Consider the following 17,075-nt stretch of genomic DNA (forward strand, 5'->3'; position numbering starts at 1 on the left):
TGATTCAGAAAGAGGGGTAAGCTGAAACGGTATGAAGGAAACTGAGATGAAGCAAGAAAAGTACGGGGTTTTGCTGGTCAACCTGGGCACGCCAGATGCGCCGACCCCGCAGGCGGTAAAGCGCTATTTGAAGCAATTCCTCAGTGATAACCGCGTGGTTGATACCTCTCCCTGGCTGTGGTGGCCGATCCTCAATGGCATCATTTTGCCCACCCGGTCGCCGCGGGTGGCGAAGCTGTATCAGTCGGTGTGGATGGAAGAAGGCTCACCATTGTTGGTTTACAGCCGCCGGCAGCAGCAGGCTTTGGCCGAGCGTATGCCGAATACGCCGGTTGCGCTGGGCATGAGCTATGGCTCGCCCAGCCTGCAAAAGGCCATCGATTCGCTGCTGTCGCAGGGCGTGACCCATATGGTGGTGCTGCCGCTCTATCCGCAATATTCCTGCTCCACGACCGCGGCCGTGTGGGATGGGGTGGCTAACATCCTCAAAGGTTACCGCCGCCTGCCCGCGGTGAGCTTTATCCGCGACTATGCGGAACACCCGGCCTACATCGCCGCGCTGCAGCACAGCATTGAACGCGCGTTTGCCGAGCATGGGCAACCGGATCGTCTGGTGCTGTCGTTCCACGGCATTCCAAAACGCTATGCGCACCAGGGGGATGATTACCCGCTGCGCTGTGAAGCAACGCGGCGCGCGCTGTTAGACAACGTATCGCTGCCAGCGGATCGGATAATGATGACCTTCCAGTCACGTTTTGGCCGTGAGCCCTGGCTCACCCCCTATACGGACGAAACGCTCAAAGCACTGCCGGCACAGGGCGTGAAGCATATTCAACTGATCTGCCCCGGCTTTGCCGCCGACTGCCTGGAAACGCTGGAAGAGATCAAAGAACAGAACCGTGAGATCTTCCTGTCGGCCGGCGGGGAGAAATTTGAATATATTTCGGCGCTTAATGACGATCCTGAGCATATCGATATGCTACAGCAACTGGTGGCCCAGCGTTTCTGACGCGCTGGATTCATTAATCGGGCTGGAATGTGCTACCATTCGCAGCCCGATAATTGCTACTACCGCCCATTAAATGAAATTTCCTGGTAAACGTAAATCCAAACACTATTTTCCGGTCAGCGCCCGTGATCCGTTGCTACAGCAGGCCCAGCCGGAAAATGAAATCAGTACTTCCTATATCGTCGGTATCGATCAGATTGTGGTGGATATCGAAGCAAAGGTAGATGATGCGTTTATCCAGCGCTACGGCCTAAGCCTGGGCCATTCTCTGGTGATTGACGATGATGTAGCTGAAACGCTGTATCAGGAGTTGATCGACCACAATCTGATCACCCACCAGTTTGCCGGCGGCACTATCGGCAATACGCTGCATAACTATTCCGTGTTGGCTGACGATCGTTCGATCCTGCTTGGCGTGATGTGCAGCAACGTGAAAATCGGCAGCTATGCCTACCGCTACCTGTGCAATACCTCCAGCCGCACCGATCTTAACTACCTGCAGGGCGTGGATGGCGCGATCGGCCGCTGCTTTACGCTGATCAGCGAAAGCGGCGAACGTTCCTTTGCCATCAGCCCGGGGATGATGAATCAACTGCGGCCGGAAAGCATTCCGGAAGATGTAATCGCCGGCGCGTCTGCGCTGGTACTGACCGCCTATTTGATGCGTTGTAAACCCGGCGAGCCGATGCATGCCGCCACCCAGCAGGCAGTGGCATATGCCAAAAAGCATGACGTGCCGGTGGTGCTGACCCTGGGCACTAAATATGTGATTGCCGATAACCCGCAGTGGTGGCGCGATTTCCTGCGTGAGAACGTGTCTATTCTGGCGATGAACGAGGAAGAAGGGCTGGAATTGACCGGCCAGAGCGATCCGCTCAGCGCGGCGGATATGGCGCTGGAGTGGGTGGATCTGGTGCTATGCACCGCCGGGCCGAACGGCCTGTATATGGCAGGCTATACCGAAGAGGCCAACAAACGGCAAACGCAACACCCGCTGCTGCCGGGCAAGATTGCCGAGTTCAACCGCTACGAGTTTAGCCGTGCGATGCGGCGTGAACAGTGTGAAAATCCGTTGCGCGTTTATTCGCACATTGCGCCGTACATGGGCGGGCCGGAGAAGATCATGAATACCAACGGCGCCGGCGACGGGGCGCTTTCCGCGTTGTTGCATGATATTGCCGCCAACGGTTATCACCGCAGCAACGTGCCGAACTCCAGCAAGCATGCACGCAGTTACCTGACGTATTCCTCGCTGGCGCAGGTGTGCAAGTATGCCAACCGTGTGAGCTATCAGGTGTTGAATCAGCATTCGCCGCGCCTGACGCGCGGCCTGCCGGAGCGTGAAGACAGCCTGGAAGAGGCCTACTGGGAGCGTTAACTCCCGCGTTTCTTTCCCTTTTTCCCTCACCCCAACCCTCTCCCATAGGGAGAGGGCTATAAGAATGTGCCTGATATTCGGCTGGTTTTCTCCCTCTCCCACAGGGGAAGGGGGCTATGAGAACGTGCCCGAGATACGGCTTTATAACCGGCTGGTTTGCTCCCTCTCCCTGTGGGAGAGGGCCGGGGTGAGGGCCAAGGCTTAAATCGGGCAGCCGGCGGTGCGTTCTTCCGTGCTCAGGCTATCCAGGCTCAGGATATTCAACATACTGTTGGCAATTTCGCGTTCGCCCATCACCACTTGGTTGGCACCCCGTTCGGCGATGTAAGACACCTCATCGTCATAGTGCGCGCGGGCGATAATCTCGATGTTCGGCCGTTTGCTGCGGGCGGACGCGACAATCTCGCCGGCTTCATAGCCGTTGGGGATGGTCAGCAGCAGCCAACGCGCGCAGTCCAGCCGCGCCAAATCCATCACCTCTGGATTGGCCGCATTGCCCAGCACCGTCTTGATCCCTTGCTCACGCAGCGCTTCCACGCGTGGGCGTGAGTTCTCAATCACCACCAGCGGAATACCGGCTTCCGCCAGTTTGGCGCCAAGCAGGCTGCCCACACGGCCATAGCCGACGATCAACGCGTGGTTGCACATATCGACCGGGATCTGTTTTTCTTCTTCCACCGCTTCTTCCATGATCTGTTCGTCGATGGTTTCGTTCTTCGCCAGATAGCGCTCCAACAAGGTAAACAGCAGCGGGTTCAGCATGATCGAAAGAATCGCGCCGGCCAGCACCAGGTTGCGGCCGTGCTCTGACATCATCCCCAGCGCAATCCCCAGCCCGGCCAGGATAAAGGCGAACTCACCGATCTGCGCCAGGCTGGCGGAGATGGTCAGCGCGGTGCGCTTGGAGTGGCCGAACATTTTCACCAGCAAGAACGCGGCGGCAGACTTACCGAACACAATAATCGCCAGCGTTGCCAGCACGGCCAGCGGTTCACGGATCAGAATCAGCGGATCGAACAGCATGCCGACAGAAACAAAGAACAGTACCGCGAAGGCATCGCGCAGCGGCAGCGTATCGTGTGCGGCACGGTGGCTTAGTTCGGACTCATTGAGCACCATGCCGGCGAAGAACGCCCCGAGTGCGAAGGAAACGTCAAACAGGCCGACGGCGCCATAGGCAATCCCCAGCGCCAATGCCAGCACTGCCAGTGTAAACAGCTCGCGTGAGCCGGTGCTGGCGGTTTTTGACAGGATCCAGGGCACCAGGCGGCGGCCGACCACGATCATCAGCGCGATGAAGGCGATCACTTTCCCGATGGTCATCGCCAGCTCGGTCAGCAACTGGCCGGTGCTGGCATTGCCGCTGCCCATCAGATTACCGACGGCCGGCAGCAGCACCAGCGTCAGCACCATGGCCAAATCTTCAACAATCAGCCAGCCAATGGCGATTTGCCCACGCTGGCTGTCGATCAGTTGCCGCTCTTCCAGGGCGCGCAGCAGCACCACGGTACTCGCCGTGGACAAGCACAGCCCGAATACCAGGCCGGAAATCAAATCCCAGCCGAGCAGTTTCGCCAGGCCCATCCCCAGCAGGGTGGCGACGGCAATCTGCGCAACGGCGCCGGGAATGGCAATGGATTTTACGGCAAGCAGGTCTTTTAACGAGAAGTGCAGGCCAACACCAAACATCAGCAGGATCACACCGATTTCCGCCAGTTCGGGCGCTAATGAGGTATCCGCCACGAAACCCGGGGTGAACGGGCCGGCCAGCACGCCAGCGGCCAGATAGCCCACCAGCGGTGAGATCCGCAGGCGGTTCGCCAGCATACCAAGCAGGAAGGCCAGCACCAGCCCCCCGACAATGGTTGTGATCAGCGGTGTAGAATGGTGCATCCAGACTCCTTCTCGTTATAAATCACAGGGGGGTTGCGGCGTGTAATCGAGATTACAGAAAGATACATTTAGTTTATTGCATTTATACGCGCTTTGCTTAGCTAAATGCGTAGCTTTTGTAAAAAAGCAGAGGATTCTGCCTGAGGATCGATGAAGAGAGGATTTGTGAGCAGATAAGTAAAATGGCTTTGATTTATCGGGGGGATTACCCGGCCTGCTTATGCGTTTCAGCCGGGAATATCGCCAAGGCTACTGTGCGTTGTGTTCTATATTCGGCAGTAAAACGGTGATAATGCCGATCAATGGCAGGAAAGCACAAATTTGGTAGACCAGATCAATGCCGGCCAAATCAGCAATATAGCCCAGCACTGCCGCGCCCAACCCACCCATGCCGAAGGCAAAGCCGAAGAACAGGCCGGAAACCATGCCCACCTGGCCCGGAATCAGCTCCTGAGCATAGACCAGGATGGCAGAAAAGGCCGAAGCGAGGATTAATCCAATAATCACGGTTAAAACGCCGGTCATTTCCAGTGATGCATAGGGTAAAACAAGGGTAAACGGTGCTGAACCAAGTATCGAGCCCCAAATAACATACTTGCGGCCAAAGCGATCCCCTAATGGCCCGCCGATAATGGTGCCGGCGGCAACGGCGAACAGAAAAGCAAACAAATGTATCTGGGCATTCTGCACGGAAACGCCAAACTTATGTATCAGATAAAAGGTGTAATAGCTGCTGATGCTGGCCAAGTAGAAGTATTTTGAAAAAATCAGCAACAGCAGAATAGCGAGAGAAAAAATCACCGTGCGTTTAGGTCGCGTTTGCAGCACCTGGGCGCTCATGGTTTTTTTCTGAAAGCCCTGTTGCTGTAGTTGGTACCATTTGCTGACCTGCAGCAGCACGACGATCGCCAGCAGCGCCGCCAGTGAGAACCAGGCCACGTTGCCTTTGCCATAAGGGGCGATAATCAAGGCGGCCAGCAGCGGGCCGAGCGAGCTGCCGAAGTTGCCCCCCACCTGGAATAACGACTGCGCCAGCCCATGCCGGCCACCGGAAGCCATCCGCGCCACGCGCGAGGATTCAGGGTGGAACACGGAAGAGCCGGTGCCCACCAGCGCGGCGGCGAGCAGCACCAGCGGGAAGGTCTGGGCGAAGGCCATCAGCAGCAGGCCGGTGAGCGTGAAGCCCATGCCGATGGGCAGTGAATAAGGCTGCGGGTGTTTATCGGTGTAATAACCGATGAGCGGCTGCAGCAGCGATGCGGTTAACTGATAGGTCAGGGTGATCATGCCGATCTGGACAAAGCTTAGGCTGAATTCCGATTGCAGCATCGGGTAAATGGCCAGGATCAGCGATTGGATCATGTCGTTGAGCAGGTGTGAAACGCTGATCGCGCCGAGGATGGAATAGGCAGTGCCTTTTAGCGCACTGCGTTTGGCGAGCAGCCCGCTGCTTTCGCTACGATCGGTCATTAATAGTTAGCCTGGTATGTTTTTTAATTTAAGTAAGCAACATCTTAGTCGATTATTCGGGCTTTACCACGGCTGAAATAATTTGATTTACCTCGCAAAAATTTGAAATTATCCCTTTGGTTCACGTTACAATTCCGCTCACGCAAAAACTGTTATTCATTTTTACGGAGTTCCTCCATGCGTTTTTCGCTTAAAACCACCGCATGTATGTTGGCTGTTTCTCTGGCAAGTCTGCCCTGGGGAGCCGCCAACGCCTGGGAAAAGGATAAAACTTACGACATCACGATCCTGCACACCAACGATCATCACGGCCGCTTTTGGCAAAACGATCGCGGCGAATACGGCCTGAGCGCCCAGAAAACGCTGGTTGACAGTATTCGCCAGGAGGTTGCGGCGCAGGGCGGTAGCCTATTGCTGCTTTCGGGCGGGGATATTAACACCGGGGTGCCGGAGTCTGATTTGCAGGATGCCGAGCCGGATTTCCGCGGTATGAAACTGATCGGCTACGACGCCATGGCGTTGGGGAACCATGAATTCGATAACCCACTGAGCGTGCTGCGTCAGCAGGAGAAATGGGCCGGCTTCCCGCTGCTTTCCGCCAATATTTACCAGAAAAGCACCCAGCAACGGCTGTTTAAACCCTATGCGCTGTTTGATAAGCAGGGGGTGAAAATCGCGGTCATCGGGCTGACGACGGACGATACCGCCAAACTGGGCAACCCGGAATATTTTACCGATATCGAATTCCATGCGCCGGCGGCCGAGGCGAAACGGGTGGTGGAACAGCTGCGCGAACAGGAAAAACCGGATGTGATCATCGCCGCGACCCATATGGGCCACTACGATAACGGCCAACATGGCTCCAATGCGCCGGGCGACGTGGAAATGGCGCGCAGCCTGCCGGCCGGCTACCTGGATATGATTGTCGGCGGCCATTCGCAAAACCCGGTATGCATGGCCAGCGAGAACCATAAGCAGGTGGACTACGTGCCGGGAACCCCGTGCGCGCCGGATCGCCAGAACGGCACCTGGATTGTTCAGGCGCACGAATGGGGCAAGTACGTTGGGCGCGCCGATTTCCAGTTCCGTAATGGCGAACTGAAGCTGGTGTATTATCAACTGATCCCGGTCAACCTGAAGAAAAAGGTGGAGCAGGCGGGCGGTAGCCAGTTTGCCTATTACACCCACGAGATCCCGCAGGATACGGGGATGTTGAAACTGCTGACGCCGTTCCAGGACAAAGGCACCGTGCAGTTGAAACAGACGATTGGCCACGTTAACGGCCGGCTGGAAGGGGACCGCAGCAAAGTGCGCTTTGAGCAGACCAATCTGGCGCACCTGATCTTGGCGGCCCAGAAAGAGCGTGCTAACGCAGATTTCGCCATCATCAGCGGCGGCGGGGTGCGCGATTCCATCGACGCTGGCGACATTACCTACAAGGATGTGCTGAAGGTTCAACCGTTCGGCAACACGCTGGTGTATATCGATATGCCAGGCCGCGATCTGGAAAAATATCTGGCGGTAGCGGCCAACATGAAGCCGGATTCAGGCGCCTACGCGCAGTTTATCGATGTGAGCCTGATCGCCGACGGCAAGGGCGTGAGCGCGGTGAAAATCAACGGCGAACCTTTGCAGGCGGATAAAACCTATCGTATGGCGATGCTGAATTTTATCGCGTTGGGGGGCGATGGCTACCCACGGATTGATTCACTGCCGGGCTACGTGAATACCGGTTTTATCGATGCGGAAGTGCTCAAGCAGTATATTGAAAAACACTCCCCACTGGATGCGGCGGCCTATGCGCCGCAGGGCGAGATCGTTTACCGTTAAGCGCAAGAAACCCACCCGGCGCTGTCTGGCGCCGGGTGATGTGCCTGCGCCGGGTTTAGTCCCGTTTGGCGATGTCGGCAAATGAAGCGGCCAACAGGCGGCACAAATCGCCGGCGGCCAGCTCAATGTCCAGGCCTCGTTTACCGCCGGAGACAAAGATAGTGGCGAATTGCTGCGCCGGGCTGTCGATCACCGTGGGCAGCCGTTTCTTTTGCCCAAGCGGGCTGATGCCGCCCACCAGATAGCCGGTGACGCGCTGCGCCAGCGTGGGATCGGCCATCTCCGCCTTTTTAGCGCCTAACGCCTTGGCGACTTTCTTTAAATCCAACTGGCTGGCGACCGGCGTGACGGCGACCGCCAGCTTTTTGGCATCGCCATTGAGCGCGACCAGCAGCGTTTTATAAACCTGGTTGGCGTTCAGCCCCAGCTTTTTGACCACTTCATCACCAAAGTTGGTTTCGTCGCTGTCGTGGTGATAGGTATGGAGAGTAAATGCGACTTTTTGTTTTTCAAGCAGGACAACTGCGGGTGTCATAGTGTGTTTTCCCAAATATATCCCGAAGGACAAGTTGCAACACGGAGCAACAAAATTACCTAATACGGCCCTGAGACAACCGGCGAATGCGCCCGCCCGTTTGTTACCCCATCAATTGTAACCGCCTGGCGGTTTCAATACGAATGACTAGCATATCAAAAATGGCTCGTTGACTGGCCAATAGCCATATTGGCCCTTTTTTACTGCGCTTGCAGCATCGCCGGCAGATTGTCTTCGCCGTACAGGTGCAGCGCGCCTACGGCGACCACGTATTTACCCGGCGGCAGCGCCTGCAATTGCTGTTGCCAGGCGCGGTTGCGCTGGTGCATCAGCACGTCAAACAGGCCGGCGCTGAAGGTGGCGGGCAGGCGCTCCTGCATACTGCCCGGCCTGGCATCCAGCCACCAGCCGATCATGGTTTGCAGCAGGCGTGCGTTGGTATGCCAGTGCTCCAGGGTATCGCGCAGCAGTGCGATACCGCCTTCCGGCAATTGCTCCAGCATGTTGAGCTGTTGATCGGCGCCTTCCAGTTCGAACACCGTTTTCTGCTGTTCTCTGGCCGCCCGTAACAGTTGGTAATCAATGCCGTATTCCCCGCGCAACCCCAGCCTTTGCGCCTGGCGCGCCTGCATCATCAGCGCCACTTGCCAGGCGGGAAGGGTGGAAAACGTCTCTACGCTGGTTCCCAGCTCCTGGCACAGTGCCTGCAACTGCTGGAACTCTGCGCCAGACAGGCGTTGTGCCAGTTCCGGTGCCGTGTCGGCGTGATCGAACGGCGATGCGGCTTCGGTGATGTCGGCTTCGACGATCAGCGCATCGGCCTGTTTCAGGTGCGCGAGCAGCCTGGCCGGCAGCGGCGCCATATCCACCGTACCCATATGGATGCTGCCCACCAGATGCAGTTGGCGATCGCCCGGCAGCGTGATATCCAGCGCCGGGTAGGGGTAGGCCATCGGGGAAATAATGCCAAGGAAAGCGGCAATGCGGCGTAACAGTTGACCCATACAGCGGCTCCTGGTTAACGTTTACACCATGCTAAACGCTATCCACTGGACAAGAAAGCCTTTAGGGTGAATGAATTATCCCGGCGCCCGGCGAGATTATGCTTTGGGTTTAAAACGCAGTAGCCGGTTGGCGTTGCTGACCACGGTAATGGACGAGAGCGCCATGGCCGCGCCGGCGACCACCGGGCTAAGCAGCGTGCCGGTCAGTGGGTACAACACGCCGGCGGCAATTGGGATGCCCAGAATGTTATAGATAAACGCCCCCAGCAGGTTCTGCTTCATGTTGCGCAGCGTGGCTTTGGCCAATATCAGGGCGTCGGCCACGCCGTTGAGGCTGTGGCGCATCAGGGTGATCGCCGCGGTTTCAATGGCGATATCGCTGCCGCTGCCCATGGCGATGCCAACGTCGGCCTGCGCCAGTGCCGGGGCGTCGTTGATGCCGTCGCCGATCATCGCCACGCGCAGGCCCTTGGCCTGCAACTGCTTAATGGCTTCGGCCTTGCCCTCCGGCAGTACGCCGGCAATCACGCGATCGATACCGGCTTCTTTGGCAATGGTACTGGCGGTAATTGGGTTATCACCGGTCAACATCACCAATTGGTAGCCCATCTGATGCAACCGTTGCAGCGCGGCGACGCTGTCATCGCGCAGCGGATCGCGGATGGCGAACAGCGCCGCCGGTTTGCCATCCACCGCCAGCACCACTGGCGTGATGCCGCGTTCAGCTTGCTGCTGCATCGGCTCCTCCAGTTCCGCGGTGTTGATCTGGTTATCCTGCAGCAGGCGGGCATTGCCCAACAGCAGCTTTGCGCCGTCAACCTCGCCGCTGATGCCGCTGCCGCGCAGCGTGCGCAACCGTTGTGCCACCGGCAGCATCTGGTTGCCGGCGTGGGCGACGATAGCCCGGGCCAGCGGGTGATTGGCCCCCTGTTCCAACGCCGCCGCCCAGCGGGTAGCCTGTTCCTGGCTCACCTGATTGAAGGTCAGTACTTCAACAACGCGCGGCTGCCCTTCCGTCAGGGTGCCGGTTTTATCGAACACCAGCGTATCGAGCCGGCTGGCCTGCTGCAGCGCATCGGCATCTCGCACCAGCACGCCGAATTCCGCCGCCCGGCCGACGCCGGCGATGACCGACATGGGCGTTGCCAGCCCCAGCGCGCATGGGCAGGCGATAATCAGCACCGTGGTGGCGATCACCAGCGTATACGCCAGGTTTGGCTGCGGGCCAAAGAAGAACCAGATCGCCGCGCTGAATAGCGCCACGGCCACCACCGCCGGCACGAACACCGCCGAGATGCGATCGGCGAGCTGGCCGATCGCCGGTTTACTGCTTTGCGCCTGCCGCACCAGTTTAATGATGCGCGCCAGCGTGGTATGGCTGCCGATCGCCGCCGCGCGAAACAGCACGCTGCCGTCTTCCACCAGGGTGCCGGCGTGAACCTTCTCGCCAACGCCTTTTTGCTGCGGCACCGCCTCGCCGGTGAGCATCGCTTCATCCAGCCAGGCTTCGCCCTGCACGATCTCGCCGTCCACCGGTACGCGATCGCCGGTGACCAGCCGCAGCGTCATGCCGAGTTGCACGTCGGCCAATGGCAGCGGCTTTTCGCCTTCGTCGCTGATCCAGCGCGCCACCGGCGGCGTTAAATCCAGCAGCCGCTCAAGCGCTTGGGAAGCACGTTGCCGCGCCCCTTGCTCTAGCGCATGGCCCAGGTTGATTAACCCGATGATCATTGCGCTGGCTTCATAGTACAGGTGGCGCGCTTCCATCGGGAAGCTCGCAGGCCAGAGCGTGACGCCAAACGAGTACAGCCAGGCCGCCCCAGTGCCGAGCGCCACCAGCGTATCCATCGTGGCGCCGCCGTTGCGTAATGCCCGCCAGGCGTTGCGATAGAAATGACCGCCGGCGAAGATCATCACCAGCAATGTGATGATGCCTACCAGCAGCCAGGGGCGCTGGCTGTTTGGCGTGAGCGCCATGCTGCCGCCGAACAACCCCCAGGCCATCAGGGGGATCCCGAGCGCCAGGCCGAGCGCCGCTTGCCAGCGAAAACGTTTCATCGCCGCCTGGGCCGTTTGCTGTTGGCGCTCGCGCCGGGCGGTTTCATCAGCCAGAATTTCAGCGCCATAGCCGGCTTTTTCCACGGCGGCGATCAGCCGCTGGGGATCGGGGCGGCCGCTGACCAGCGCACTGCGTTCCGCCAGATTGACCCGTGCCTGTTCCACACCCGGCACGCTTTGCAACGCTTTCTGCACTTTGTTTACGCAGCTGGCGCAGCTCATGCCGTTTAATAACAGCTGCAGGCTGTTTTCTTCATCTTGTTCTGCCGGAAGGGGAACCTGAGCCGCTGTCTGCGTTTCCGGCATGGATGGCACTGCATCAGCCAGCGGCTCAGTTTTTGGGTGTTTGGCCCCGGCCAGGCTGGCCTGGTAGCCCGCTTGCTCGACGGCTTCAATCAGTGTTTGCGCCCCGGCATCGCCATACACTTTGGCTTTATCGAGGGTCACGTCGGCGGCAAACACGCCCGGCACGGCTTCCAGCGCTTTGCGGGTGGCGCCAACGCAGTGCATGCAACTGAGGCCGGCTAGCTGGAGCTCGGTATCCGCCTGTTGCGCCAGCGTGGCCTGATAGCCGGCGGCGATGACGCTGTCGATCAACGCCTGGCTGGGCGCGCTGCCGGTAACTTTTGCATAGTGAACATCTACCTGCGCCTGTTCGACATCGGCGCGGTTTTCCAGAGCTTGTTTTACCCGCTGGGCACAGTTCATGCAGGATAACCCCTGCAGCGCCAGCACTGTGGTTTGTGACATGGTTTGGCTCCTCGCTGACGGGCCTTGTTCAAGGCTTGACCGTCATGACAATTTTCATTAAGAATGAGGTTAAACCTTCCTGCAAGGGGAAGGTCAAGGGGGGAAGATGAATATCAGTGAGGTTGCCAAAAAAACCGGCTTGACCAGCAAGACCATCCGTTTTTACGAAGAAAAAGGGTTGCTGACCGCGCCGCTGCGCGCCGGTAATGGCTACCGCTGCTATGGTTCGAAACAGATTGAAGAACTGACGTTACTGCGCCAGGCGCGCCAGGTGGGCTTCACACTGGATGAATGCCGTGAGCTGGTGGCGCTGTTTAACGATCCCAAACGCCACAGCGCCGATGTGAAGGCGCGTACGCTGCAAAAAGTCGCGGAAATTGAAAAGCACATGCAGGAGCTGGATGGTATGCGTCAACGTTTATTGGCGCTGGCGGAGCAATGCCCCGGCGATGAAGGGGCTGAGTGCCCCATTATGAATAACCTGGCTGGTTGCTGCCATTAGAAAGCCTATCTGGCAGGCGCAATGGCCGTGCGCTCCCCAAAGCGGGTGCGGTTTAACGCGGCACTTTGCTGATGATAAGCGTGGTGCCTTCCACCGCTACCACTTCAACCTCGGTGCCCACCGGGTAGTCCTCACCGGCCTGCGCGCGCCAGCTGCCGTCACCAATGTTCACGCGCCCCAGGCCGTTGGACACGGGCTCTGTCAGCGTGGCGCGAAAGCCGATCAGGCTGCGGCCGCGCTGGTTTAGGGGCGAAACAGCCTGGTTTTTCGCCGTCTGGCGCCGCAGCCAGGCCCACCACAACCAGGCGACCACCACGGTCAGCACCGCAAAGATAACGCCTTGCCAATCCCAGCCGAGCTGCGGCCACAGCCAGGCAATGGCGCCGGTCACCATCGCCGCCACGCCGCTCCATAGCAGGTAGCCACCGGCGCCGAGCATCTCGGCCGCCAACAACAGGCCGCCGAGCGAGAGCCAGAACCCGTGTGGATTCATGGCGATGCTGGCGATGATGTTCATTTCCCTTTGCTCTCTTTCAACAACTCCGCAATGCCGCCAATGGAACCCAACAGATTGCTGGCATCCAGCGGCATCATGATCACTTTGCTGTTGTTGGCGGAGCCGATATTTTGCAGCGCTTCGGTATATTTCTGCGCCACGAAATAGTTGATCGCCTGAATGTTGCCGCCGGCGATCGCGTCGGAAACCAATTGGGTGGCGCGGGCTTCAGCTTCGGCGGCGCGTTCGCGGGCCTCAGCCTGCAGAAAAGCAGACTGGCGTTCACCTTCAGCCTTCAGGATTTGCGACTGTTTTTCCCCTTCGGCGCGCAGGATGGCCGCCTGGCGCACCCCTTCGGCTTCGAGAATATCCGCGCGTTTGGTTCGTTCGGCCTTCATCTGGGCGTTCATTGAGGCAATCAGTTCTGCCGGTGGGCGCACATCGCGGATCTCGATGCGGGTGATTTTTACCCCCCACGGGTTGGTGGCCTCATCGACGATATGCAGCAGACGGGTGTTGATGCTGTCGCGTTGCGAGAGCATTTCGTCCAACTCCATGGAGCCTAAAACTGTGCGGAAATTCGTCATCGTCAGGTTAACAATGGCCTGTTCCAGATTGCTGACTTCATAAGCGGCGCGCGCCGGATCGATAACCTGAATAAAACACACCGCGTCGATCGCCACATTGGCATTGTCGCGCGATATGACTTCCTGCGAAGGAATATCCAGCACCTGCTCCATCATATTGATTTTACGCCCGACGCGATCCATAAACGGCACCACCAGATTCAGGCCGGGCATCAGGGTTTTGGTATAGCGGCCGAAGCGTTCCACGGTCCATTGAAAACCTTGCGGCACAATTTTTACGCCGGCAAAGACGACGATCAGAGCGACAACGATAATAATCGGGATAACGGTAATCATGGCATAACCTCCTGTCAGGCATTTGTACCTGATAGTACGCCAGCGATAGGGGGAATAGCCAATTATTCACCGTTATTACGCTGGAATCATGCCAAATGGGCATGAATTCAATAATTTTAATTCATTTCATGCCCTTGCCGCGCTTGGCTACAGTAAAAGGTAGCGTCGTTTTCTCTTTAAAAAAATTGTCATTTCAATTTGCGACAATGCGGTTTGGAATGGCGGGCAGAGCAAGGATTGTTATGAACTCGGTCAGTGTCGAACAACTCACGCACAAGAAAGATCGCTGGTATCAGATCGTTGAGAATATGCTCAGCGAAGCCGGCATTGCCATTAATGGTAATAATGCATGCGATATTCAGGTGCACAATCCTGAATTATTCAAACGGGTGCTGCAGGAAGGCTCGCTCGGTTTTGGCGAAAGTTATATGGATGGCTGGTGGGATTGCGAGCTGCTGGACATGCTGTTCACCCAGATCCTGCGTGCCGGAATTGATGAACGGCTGCCGAAAAACATGGCAGATATCGCCCGCATCCTTTATGCCCGGTTGTTTAACCGCCAGTCCCGCCGGCGCGCCTGGCAGGTGGGGAAAGAGCATTACGATATCGGTAACGATCTGTTCGCCCGCATGTTGGATCCCTACATGCAGTATTCATGTGGTTACTGGAAGGATGCCACGACGCTGGAGCAGGCGCAGCAGAACAAGCTGAAAATGATCTGTGAAAAGCTGCAATTGAAACCGGGCATGTCGCTGCTGGATATTGGCTGCGGTTGGGGCGGCCTGGCCCAGTATGCGGCGCAGAATTACGGCGTTTCCGTGTATGGCGTGACGATCTCCGCCGAGCAGCAGAAACTGGCGCAGCAGCGCTGTGAAGGGCTGGATGTTCAGATCTTGCTACAGGATTACCGTGACCTGGATCGGCAGTTTGACCGCATTGTCTCGGTGGGCATGTTTGAACACGTGGGGCCTAAAAACTACGACACCTATTTCACCGTAGCGGCGCGGAACCTGAAACCGAACGGTTTGTTCCTGCTGCACACCATCGGCTCCAACCAGACCGATTTGAACGTTGATTCCTGGATCGATAAATACATTTTCCCCAACGGTTGCCTGCCTTCGGTACAGCATATTGCTCAGGCGAGTGAAGGGCGGTTTATCATGGAAGACTGGCATAACATTGGGGCGGACTATGATCGGACGCTGATGGCATGGTATGAAAATTTCCGCCAGGCCTGGCCCGCGCTGGAAGGCCGCTATTCGGCGCGTTTTGAACGCATGTTCAGCTATTATCTGAACGCCTGCGCTGGTGCGTTCCGGTCACGTAATATTCAACTGTGGCAGGTATTGTTCAGCCCGAGCGGCGTGCCGGGCGGCGTGCGGGTTTACCGCTAAGCGTAAGGCTAGGAGTGGGGAAGGGTTCACCCTCACCCCGGCCCTCTCCCAGTGGGAGAGGGGGTACATATGGGGGCAAATCAATACAGCAGGGAGTAGAGCTGGCGGCGGAACTTGGCGGCCAGCGCATCGCCGGTGCCGAGTGCGGCCATAATATCCATCAGCGTTTTGCGCGCATTGCCGTTGGCTGCGGCCAGGTCTTTTCTCAGATGCTCCATCAACAGCGTTAATGCTTCTTCGTTGCGCCCAACCTGATGCAACTGCAGCGCAAGCTGGATGGCCAGTTCCACGTTGTCAGGCTGTTGCTGCACTTGCTGCTGCAACTGTTGGATCTCCGGGGTGTCCGCTGCCTGTTTCAGCAGTTCAATCTGCGCCACCAGGCCCTGATAGCGAGTATCCTGATCCTGCAGTGGAATGGTCGCCAGCACCGCTTCGGCGTCTTCCGTGCGGTTCAAGGCGATCTGTGCTTCCGCCAGCGCCAGGCCGATATCACTGCGCTGATTGCTGAGCTGCCACGCATCTTTCAGCAGCGGCAGCGCTTCCTGCGCCTGCCCTTCGGCAAGCAGCGCCGTAGCCTGCTCCAGTTTGAGATCTTCTTCCTTCGGCAAAAAACGCTGCAGCAAATCGCGAATAGCCTCTTCCGGCTGCGGGCCCTGGAAGCCGTCTACCGGCTGGCCGTCTTTAAACAGATAAACCGTTGGAATCGAGCGCAAGCCAAACTGCGAGGCGATCATCTGCTCGGCGTCGCAATCCACTTTTGCCAAAATAAACTGCCCGGCATATTCGGCCGCCAGTTTGTCCAGCACCGGAGTAAGCTGCTGGCAGTGTTGACTGCGTTCGGACCAGAAGTAAAACAGCACCGGAACCGACATGGATTGATCCAGCGTCTGGTGCAGGTTGGTTTCGTTAATATCAACAACGGCTTGAGTTAGCATGTATTTTCTCTCTGAAACTTTCGGAGCCAATAAAGGCTACGTGGGGGCAAGGGCCGGCATCTTCAACCCCCGGCGCGAATATAGGGGCGAAACGCCGTTGCCGATGGGGCGCTTAGCCGTTGCTGCGCAGCAGCCAGTCGAGCGCCCGGCCAGGAAGAATACGGCGCAGTATGCTGAGCGCATGGGCGATCAGCGTCACCGGGTAGCGCAATTTGGGCCGTGGGCTTTCCAGCGCATGGCGCAGTTTGGGCAGAATGGCTTCCGGCGGCAGCGTCAGGCGTTTGGCGATGCCGGGGTTATGCACCGGTTTATCGCGCAGCGCCTGATTCACGTTCTGGCTGAAATGGGTGGCGATCGGGCCGGGCTCGATCAGGCTTACTGTGATGCCGCTGCCGTGCAGCTCCATGCGCAGCGCGTCCGACCAGGCCTCCAGCGCGAATTTGCTGGCGGCGTAGGCGCCGCGCCCGGCGCTGGCCACCAGCCCCATTACCGAACTGGTCTGGATAATGCGCCCTTCGCCGTGCGGCAGCATGGCTGGCAGCAGCAGTTGGGTCAGTTGGTGGGTGCCGAACAGGTTGGTGGCGAACTGTTTTTCCAACTGGGCACGGGAAATACTGCTTAGCGGGCCGTAAACACCAAAGCCGCCGTTATTGAACAGGCCATATAACCGGCCGCCGGTCAGTTCGATCACCTGGCTGGCTGCGCGCTCAACGCTGGCGCTGTCGTCCAGATCCAACTCAATGCCCTCCAGCCCAAGCTGGCGCATATTTTCCACGTCCTGTGGCTTACGGCAGGCCGCCAGCACGCGATAGCCGCGGTTACGCAGATCCTGCGCCGCTATCAAGCCGATCCCGCTGGAACAGCCGGTTATTAATACCGCTTTTTGCATAACTTTACC

Annotated in this window: 14 protein-coding genes; 5 read left to right on the forward strand and 9 right to left on the reverse strand. The window is 58.0% G+C overall.

The window, feature by feature from the left end; genetic code table 11:
* Nucleotides 1–46: 46 nt before the first annotated feature.
* Together hemH and ABFX35_RS01765 are read left to right on the forward strand one after the other, a co-directional pair.
* Entirely contained in the window at nucleotides 47–1,009 is a 963-nt protein-coding gene (hemH, locus tag ABFX35_RS01760) for a ferrochelatase (protein WP_121525286.1), read from the forward strand.
* A gap of 73 nt (nucleotides 1,010–1,082) precedes the next feature.
* Nucleotides 1,083–2,387 carry an inosine/guanosine kinase gene (locus ABFX35_RS01765; RefSeq protein WP_279023098.1) on the forward strand — a complete coding sequence of 435 codons (1,305 nt, stop codon included), beginning with the start codon at nucleotides 1,083–1,085 and terminating at the stop codon, nucleotides 2,385–2,387.
* 201 nt (nucleotides 2,388–2,588) lie between these two features.
* On the opposite strand, the gene ybaL is transcribed toward ABFX35_RS01765, so the two are convergent.
* Entirely contained in the window at nucleotides 2,589–4,280 is a 1,692-nt protein-coding gene (gene ybaL, locus ABFX35_RS01770; protein WP_279023099.1) for a YbaL family putative K(+) efflux transporter, read from the reverse strand.
* Nucleotides 4,281–4,529: 249 nt separating this feature from the next.
* A complete protein-coding gene (locus ABFX35_RS01775) occupies nucleotides 4,530–5,750 on the reverse strand; it encodes an MFS transporter (protein WP_279023101.1) in 1,221 nt (406 codons plus the stop codon).
* 177 nt (nucleotides 5,751–5,927) lie between these two features.
* On the opposite strand from ABFX35_RS01775, the gene ushA reads away from it, so the two are divergent.
* A complete protein-coding gene (gene ushA, locus ABFX35_RS01780) occupies nucleotides 5,928–7,580 on the forward strand; it encodes a bifunctional UDP-sugar hydrolase/5'-nucleotidase UshA (protein WP_346078824.1) in 1,653 nt (550 codons plus the stop codon).
* Nucleotides 7,581–7,635: 55 nt separating this feature from the next.
* On the opposite strand, the gene ybaK is transcribed toward ushA, so the two are convergent.
* The 3 genes from ybaK to copA all read right to left on the reverse strand — a co-directional run bounded on the left by ybaK (nucleotide 7,636) and on the right by copA (nucleotide 11,927).
* Nucleotides 7,636–8,115 (reverse strand): Cys-tRNA(Pro)/Cys-tRNA(Cys) deacylase YbaK, encoded by a 480-nt coding sequence (gene ybaK, locus ABFX35_RS01785; protein ID WP_279023104.1) that lies wholly within the window; start codon nucleotides 8,113–8,115, stop codon nucleotides 7,636–7,638.
* Nucleotides 8,116–8,315: 200 nt separating this feature from the next.
* Nucleotides 8,316–9,119 (reverse strand): TraB/GumN family protein, encoded by an 804-nt coding sequence (locus ABFX35_RS01790; RefSeq protein WP_279023106.1) that lies wholly within the window; start codon nucleotides 9,117–9,119, stop codon nucleotides 8,316–8,318.
* Between the two features lie 96 nt (nucleotides 9,120–9,215).
* Nucleotides 9,216–11,927 carry a copper-exporting P-type ATPase CopA gene (gene copA / locus ABFX35_RS01795; RefSeq protein WP_346078827.1) on the reverse strand — a complete coding sequence of 904 codons (2,712 nt, stop codon included), beginning with the start codon at nucleotides 11,925–11,927 and terminating at the stop codon, nucleotides 9,216–9,218.
* Nucleotides 11,928–12,033: 106 nt separating this feature from the next.
* Between copA and cueR the strand changes: the two genes are divergently transcribed.
* Nucleotides 12,034–12,429 carry a Cu(I)-responsive transcriptional regulator gene (gene cueR / locus ABFX35_RS01800; RefSeq protein WP_346078828.1) on the forward strand — a complete coding sequence of 132 codons (396 nt, stop codon included), beginning with the start codon at nucleotides 12,034–12,036 and terminating at the stop codon, nucleotides 12,427–12,429.
* 52 nt (nucleotides 12,430–12,481) lie between these two features.
* On the opposite strand, the gene ABFX35_RS01805 is transcribed toward cueR, so the two are convergent.
* Nucleotides 12,482–12,946: an NfeD family protein gene (locus ABFX35_RS01805; protein ID WP_428832154.1), complete on the reverse strand. Its 465-nt coding sequence runs from the start codon at nucleotides 12,944–12,946 to the stop codon at nucleotides 12,482–12,484.
* Nucleotides 12,943–13,848, reverse strand: coding sequence for an SPFH domain-containing protein (locus ABFX35_RS01810; RefSeq protein WP_095845555.1), 906 nt, complete (start codon nucleotides 13,846–13,848; stop codon nucleotides 12,943–12,945). Before ABFX35_RS01810 ends, ABFX35_RS01805 begins: the two co-directional genes overlap by 4 nt.
* A 242-nt stretch (nucleotides 13,849–14,090) precedes the next feature.
* On the opposite strand from ABFX35_RS01810, the gene cfa reads away from it, so the two are divergent.
* Nucleotides 14,091–15,242 (forward strand): cyclopropane fatty acyl phospholipid synthase, encoded by a 1,152-nt coding sequence (gene cfa, locus ABFX35_RS01815; RefSeq protein WP_346078831.1) that lies wholly within the window; start codon nucleotides 14,091–14,093, stop codon nucleotides 15,240–15,242.
* 80 nt (nucleotides 15,243–15,322) lie between these two features.
* Here cfa and ABFX35_RS01820 read toward each other — a convergent pair whose 3' ends face one another.
* Complete coding sequence (locus tag ABFX35_RS01820) at nucleotides 15,323–16,177, reverse strand: co-chaperone YbbN (RefSeq protein ID WP_279027885.1); 855 nt, start codon at nucleotides 16,175–16,177, stop codon at nucleotides 15,323–15,325.
* Between the two features lie 112 nt (nucleotides 16,178–16,289).
* Nucleotides 16,290–17,066, reverse strand: coding sequence for an SDR family oxidoreductase (locus ABFX35_RS01825; protein ID WP_095845552.1), 777 nt, complete (start codon nucleotides 17,064–17,066; stop codon nucleotides 16,290–16,292).
* Nucleotides 17,067–17,075: the final 9 nt, after the last annotated feature.

The organism is Gibbsiella dentisursi, assembly GCF_039539505.1.
In the GTDB taxonomy this organism is placed as follows: Bacteria; Pseudomonadota; Gammaproteobacteria; order Enterobacterales; family Enterobacteriaceae; genus Gibbsiella; species Gibbsiella quercinecans.

Coding starts and splice junctions, on each gene's coding strand:
- hemH (WP_121525286.1), top strand. CDS start 47: ATGAAGCAAGAAAAGTACGGGGTTTTGCTGGTCAACCTGGGCACGCCA.
- ABFX35_RS01765 (WP_279023098.1), top strand. CDS start 1,083: ATGAAATTTCCTGGTAAACGTAAATCCAAACACTATTTTCCGGTCAGC.
- ybaL (WP_279023099.1), bottom strand. CDS start 4,280: ATGCACCATTCTACACCGCTGATCACAACCATTGTCGGGGGGCTGGTG.
- ABFX35_RS01775 (WP_279023101.1), bottom strand. CDS start 5,750: ATGACCGATCGTAGCGAAAGCAGCGGGCTGCTCGCCAAACGCAGTGCG.
- ushA (WP_346078824.1), top strand. CDS start 5,928: ATGCGTTTTTCGCTTAAAACCACCGCATGTATGTTGGCTGTTTCTCTG.
- ybaK (WP_279023104.1), bottom strand. CDS start 8,115: ATGACACCCGCAGTTGTCCTGCTTGAAAAACAAAAAGTCGCATTTACT.
- ABFX35_RS01790 (WP_279023106.1), bottom strand. CDS start 9,119: ATGGGTCAACTGTTACGCCGCATTGCCGCTTTCCTTGGCATTATTTCC.
- copA (WP_346078827.1), bottom strand. CDS start 11,927: ATGTCACAAACCACAGTGCTGGCGCTGCAGGGGTTATCCTGCATGAAC.
- cueR (WP_346078828.1), top strand. CDS start 12,034: ATGAATATCAGTGAGGTTGCCAAAAAAACCGGCTTGACCAGCAAGACC.
- ABFX35_RS01805 (WP_428832154.1), bottom strand. CDS start 12,946: ATGAACATCATCGCCAGCATCGCCATGAATCCACACGGGTTCTGGCTC.
- ABFX35_RS01810 (WP_095845555.1), bottom strand. CDS start 13,848: ATGATTACCGTTATCCCGATTATTATCGTTGTCGCTCTGATCGTCGTC.
- cfa (WP_346078831.1), top strand. CDS start 14,091: ATGAACTCGGTCAGTGTCGAACAACTCACGCACAAGAAAGATCGCTGG.
- ABFX35_RS01820 (WP_279027885.1), bottom strand. CDS start 16,177: ATGCTAACTCAAGCCGTTGTTGATATTAACGAAACCAACCTGCACCAG.
- ABFX35_RS01825 (WP_095845552.1), bottom strand. CDS start 17,066: ATGCAAAAAGCGGTATTAATAACCGGCTGTTCCAGCGGGATCGGCTTG.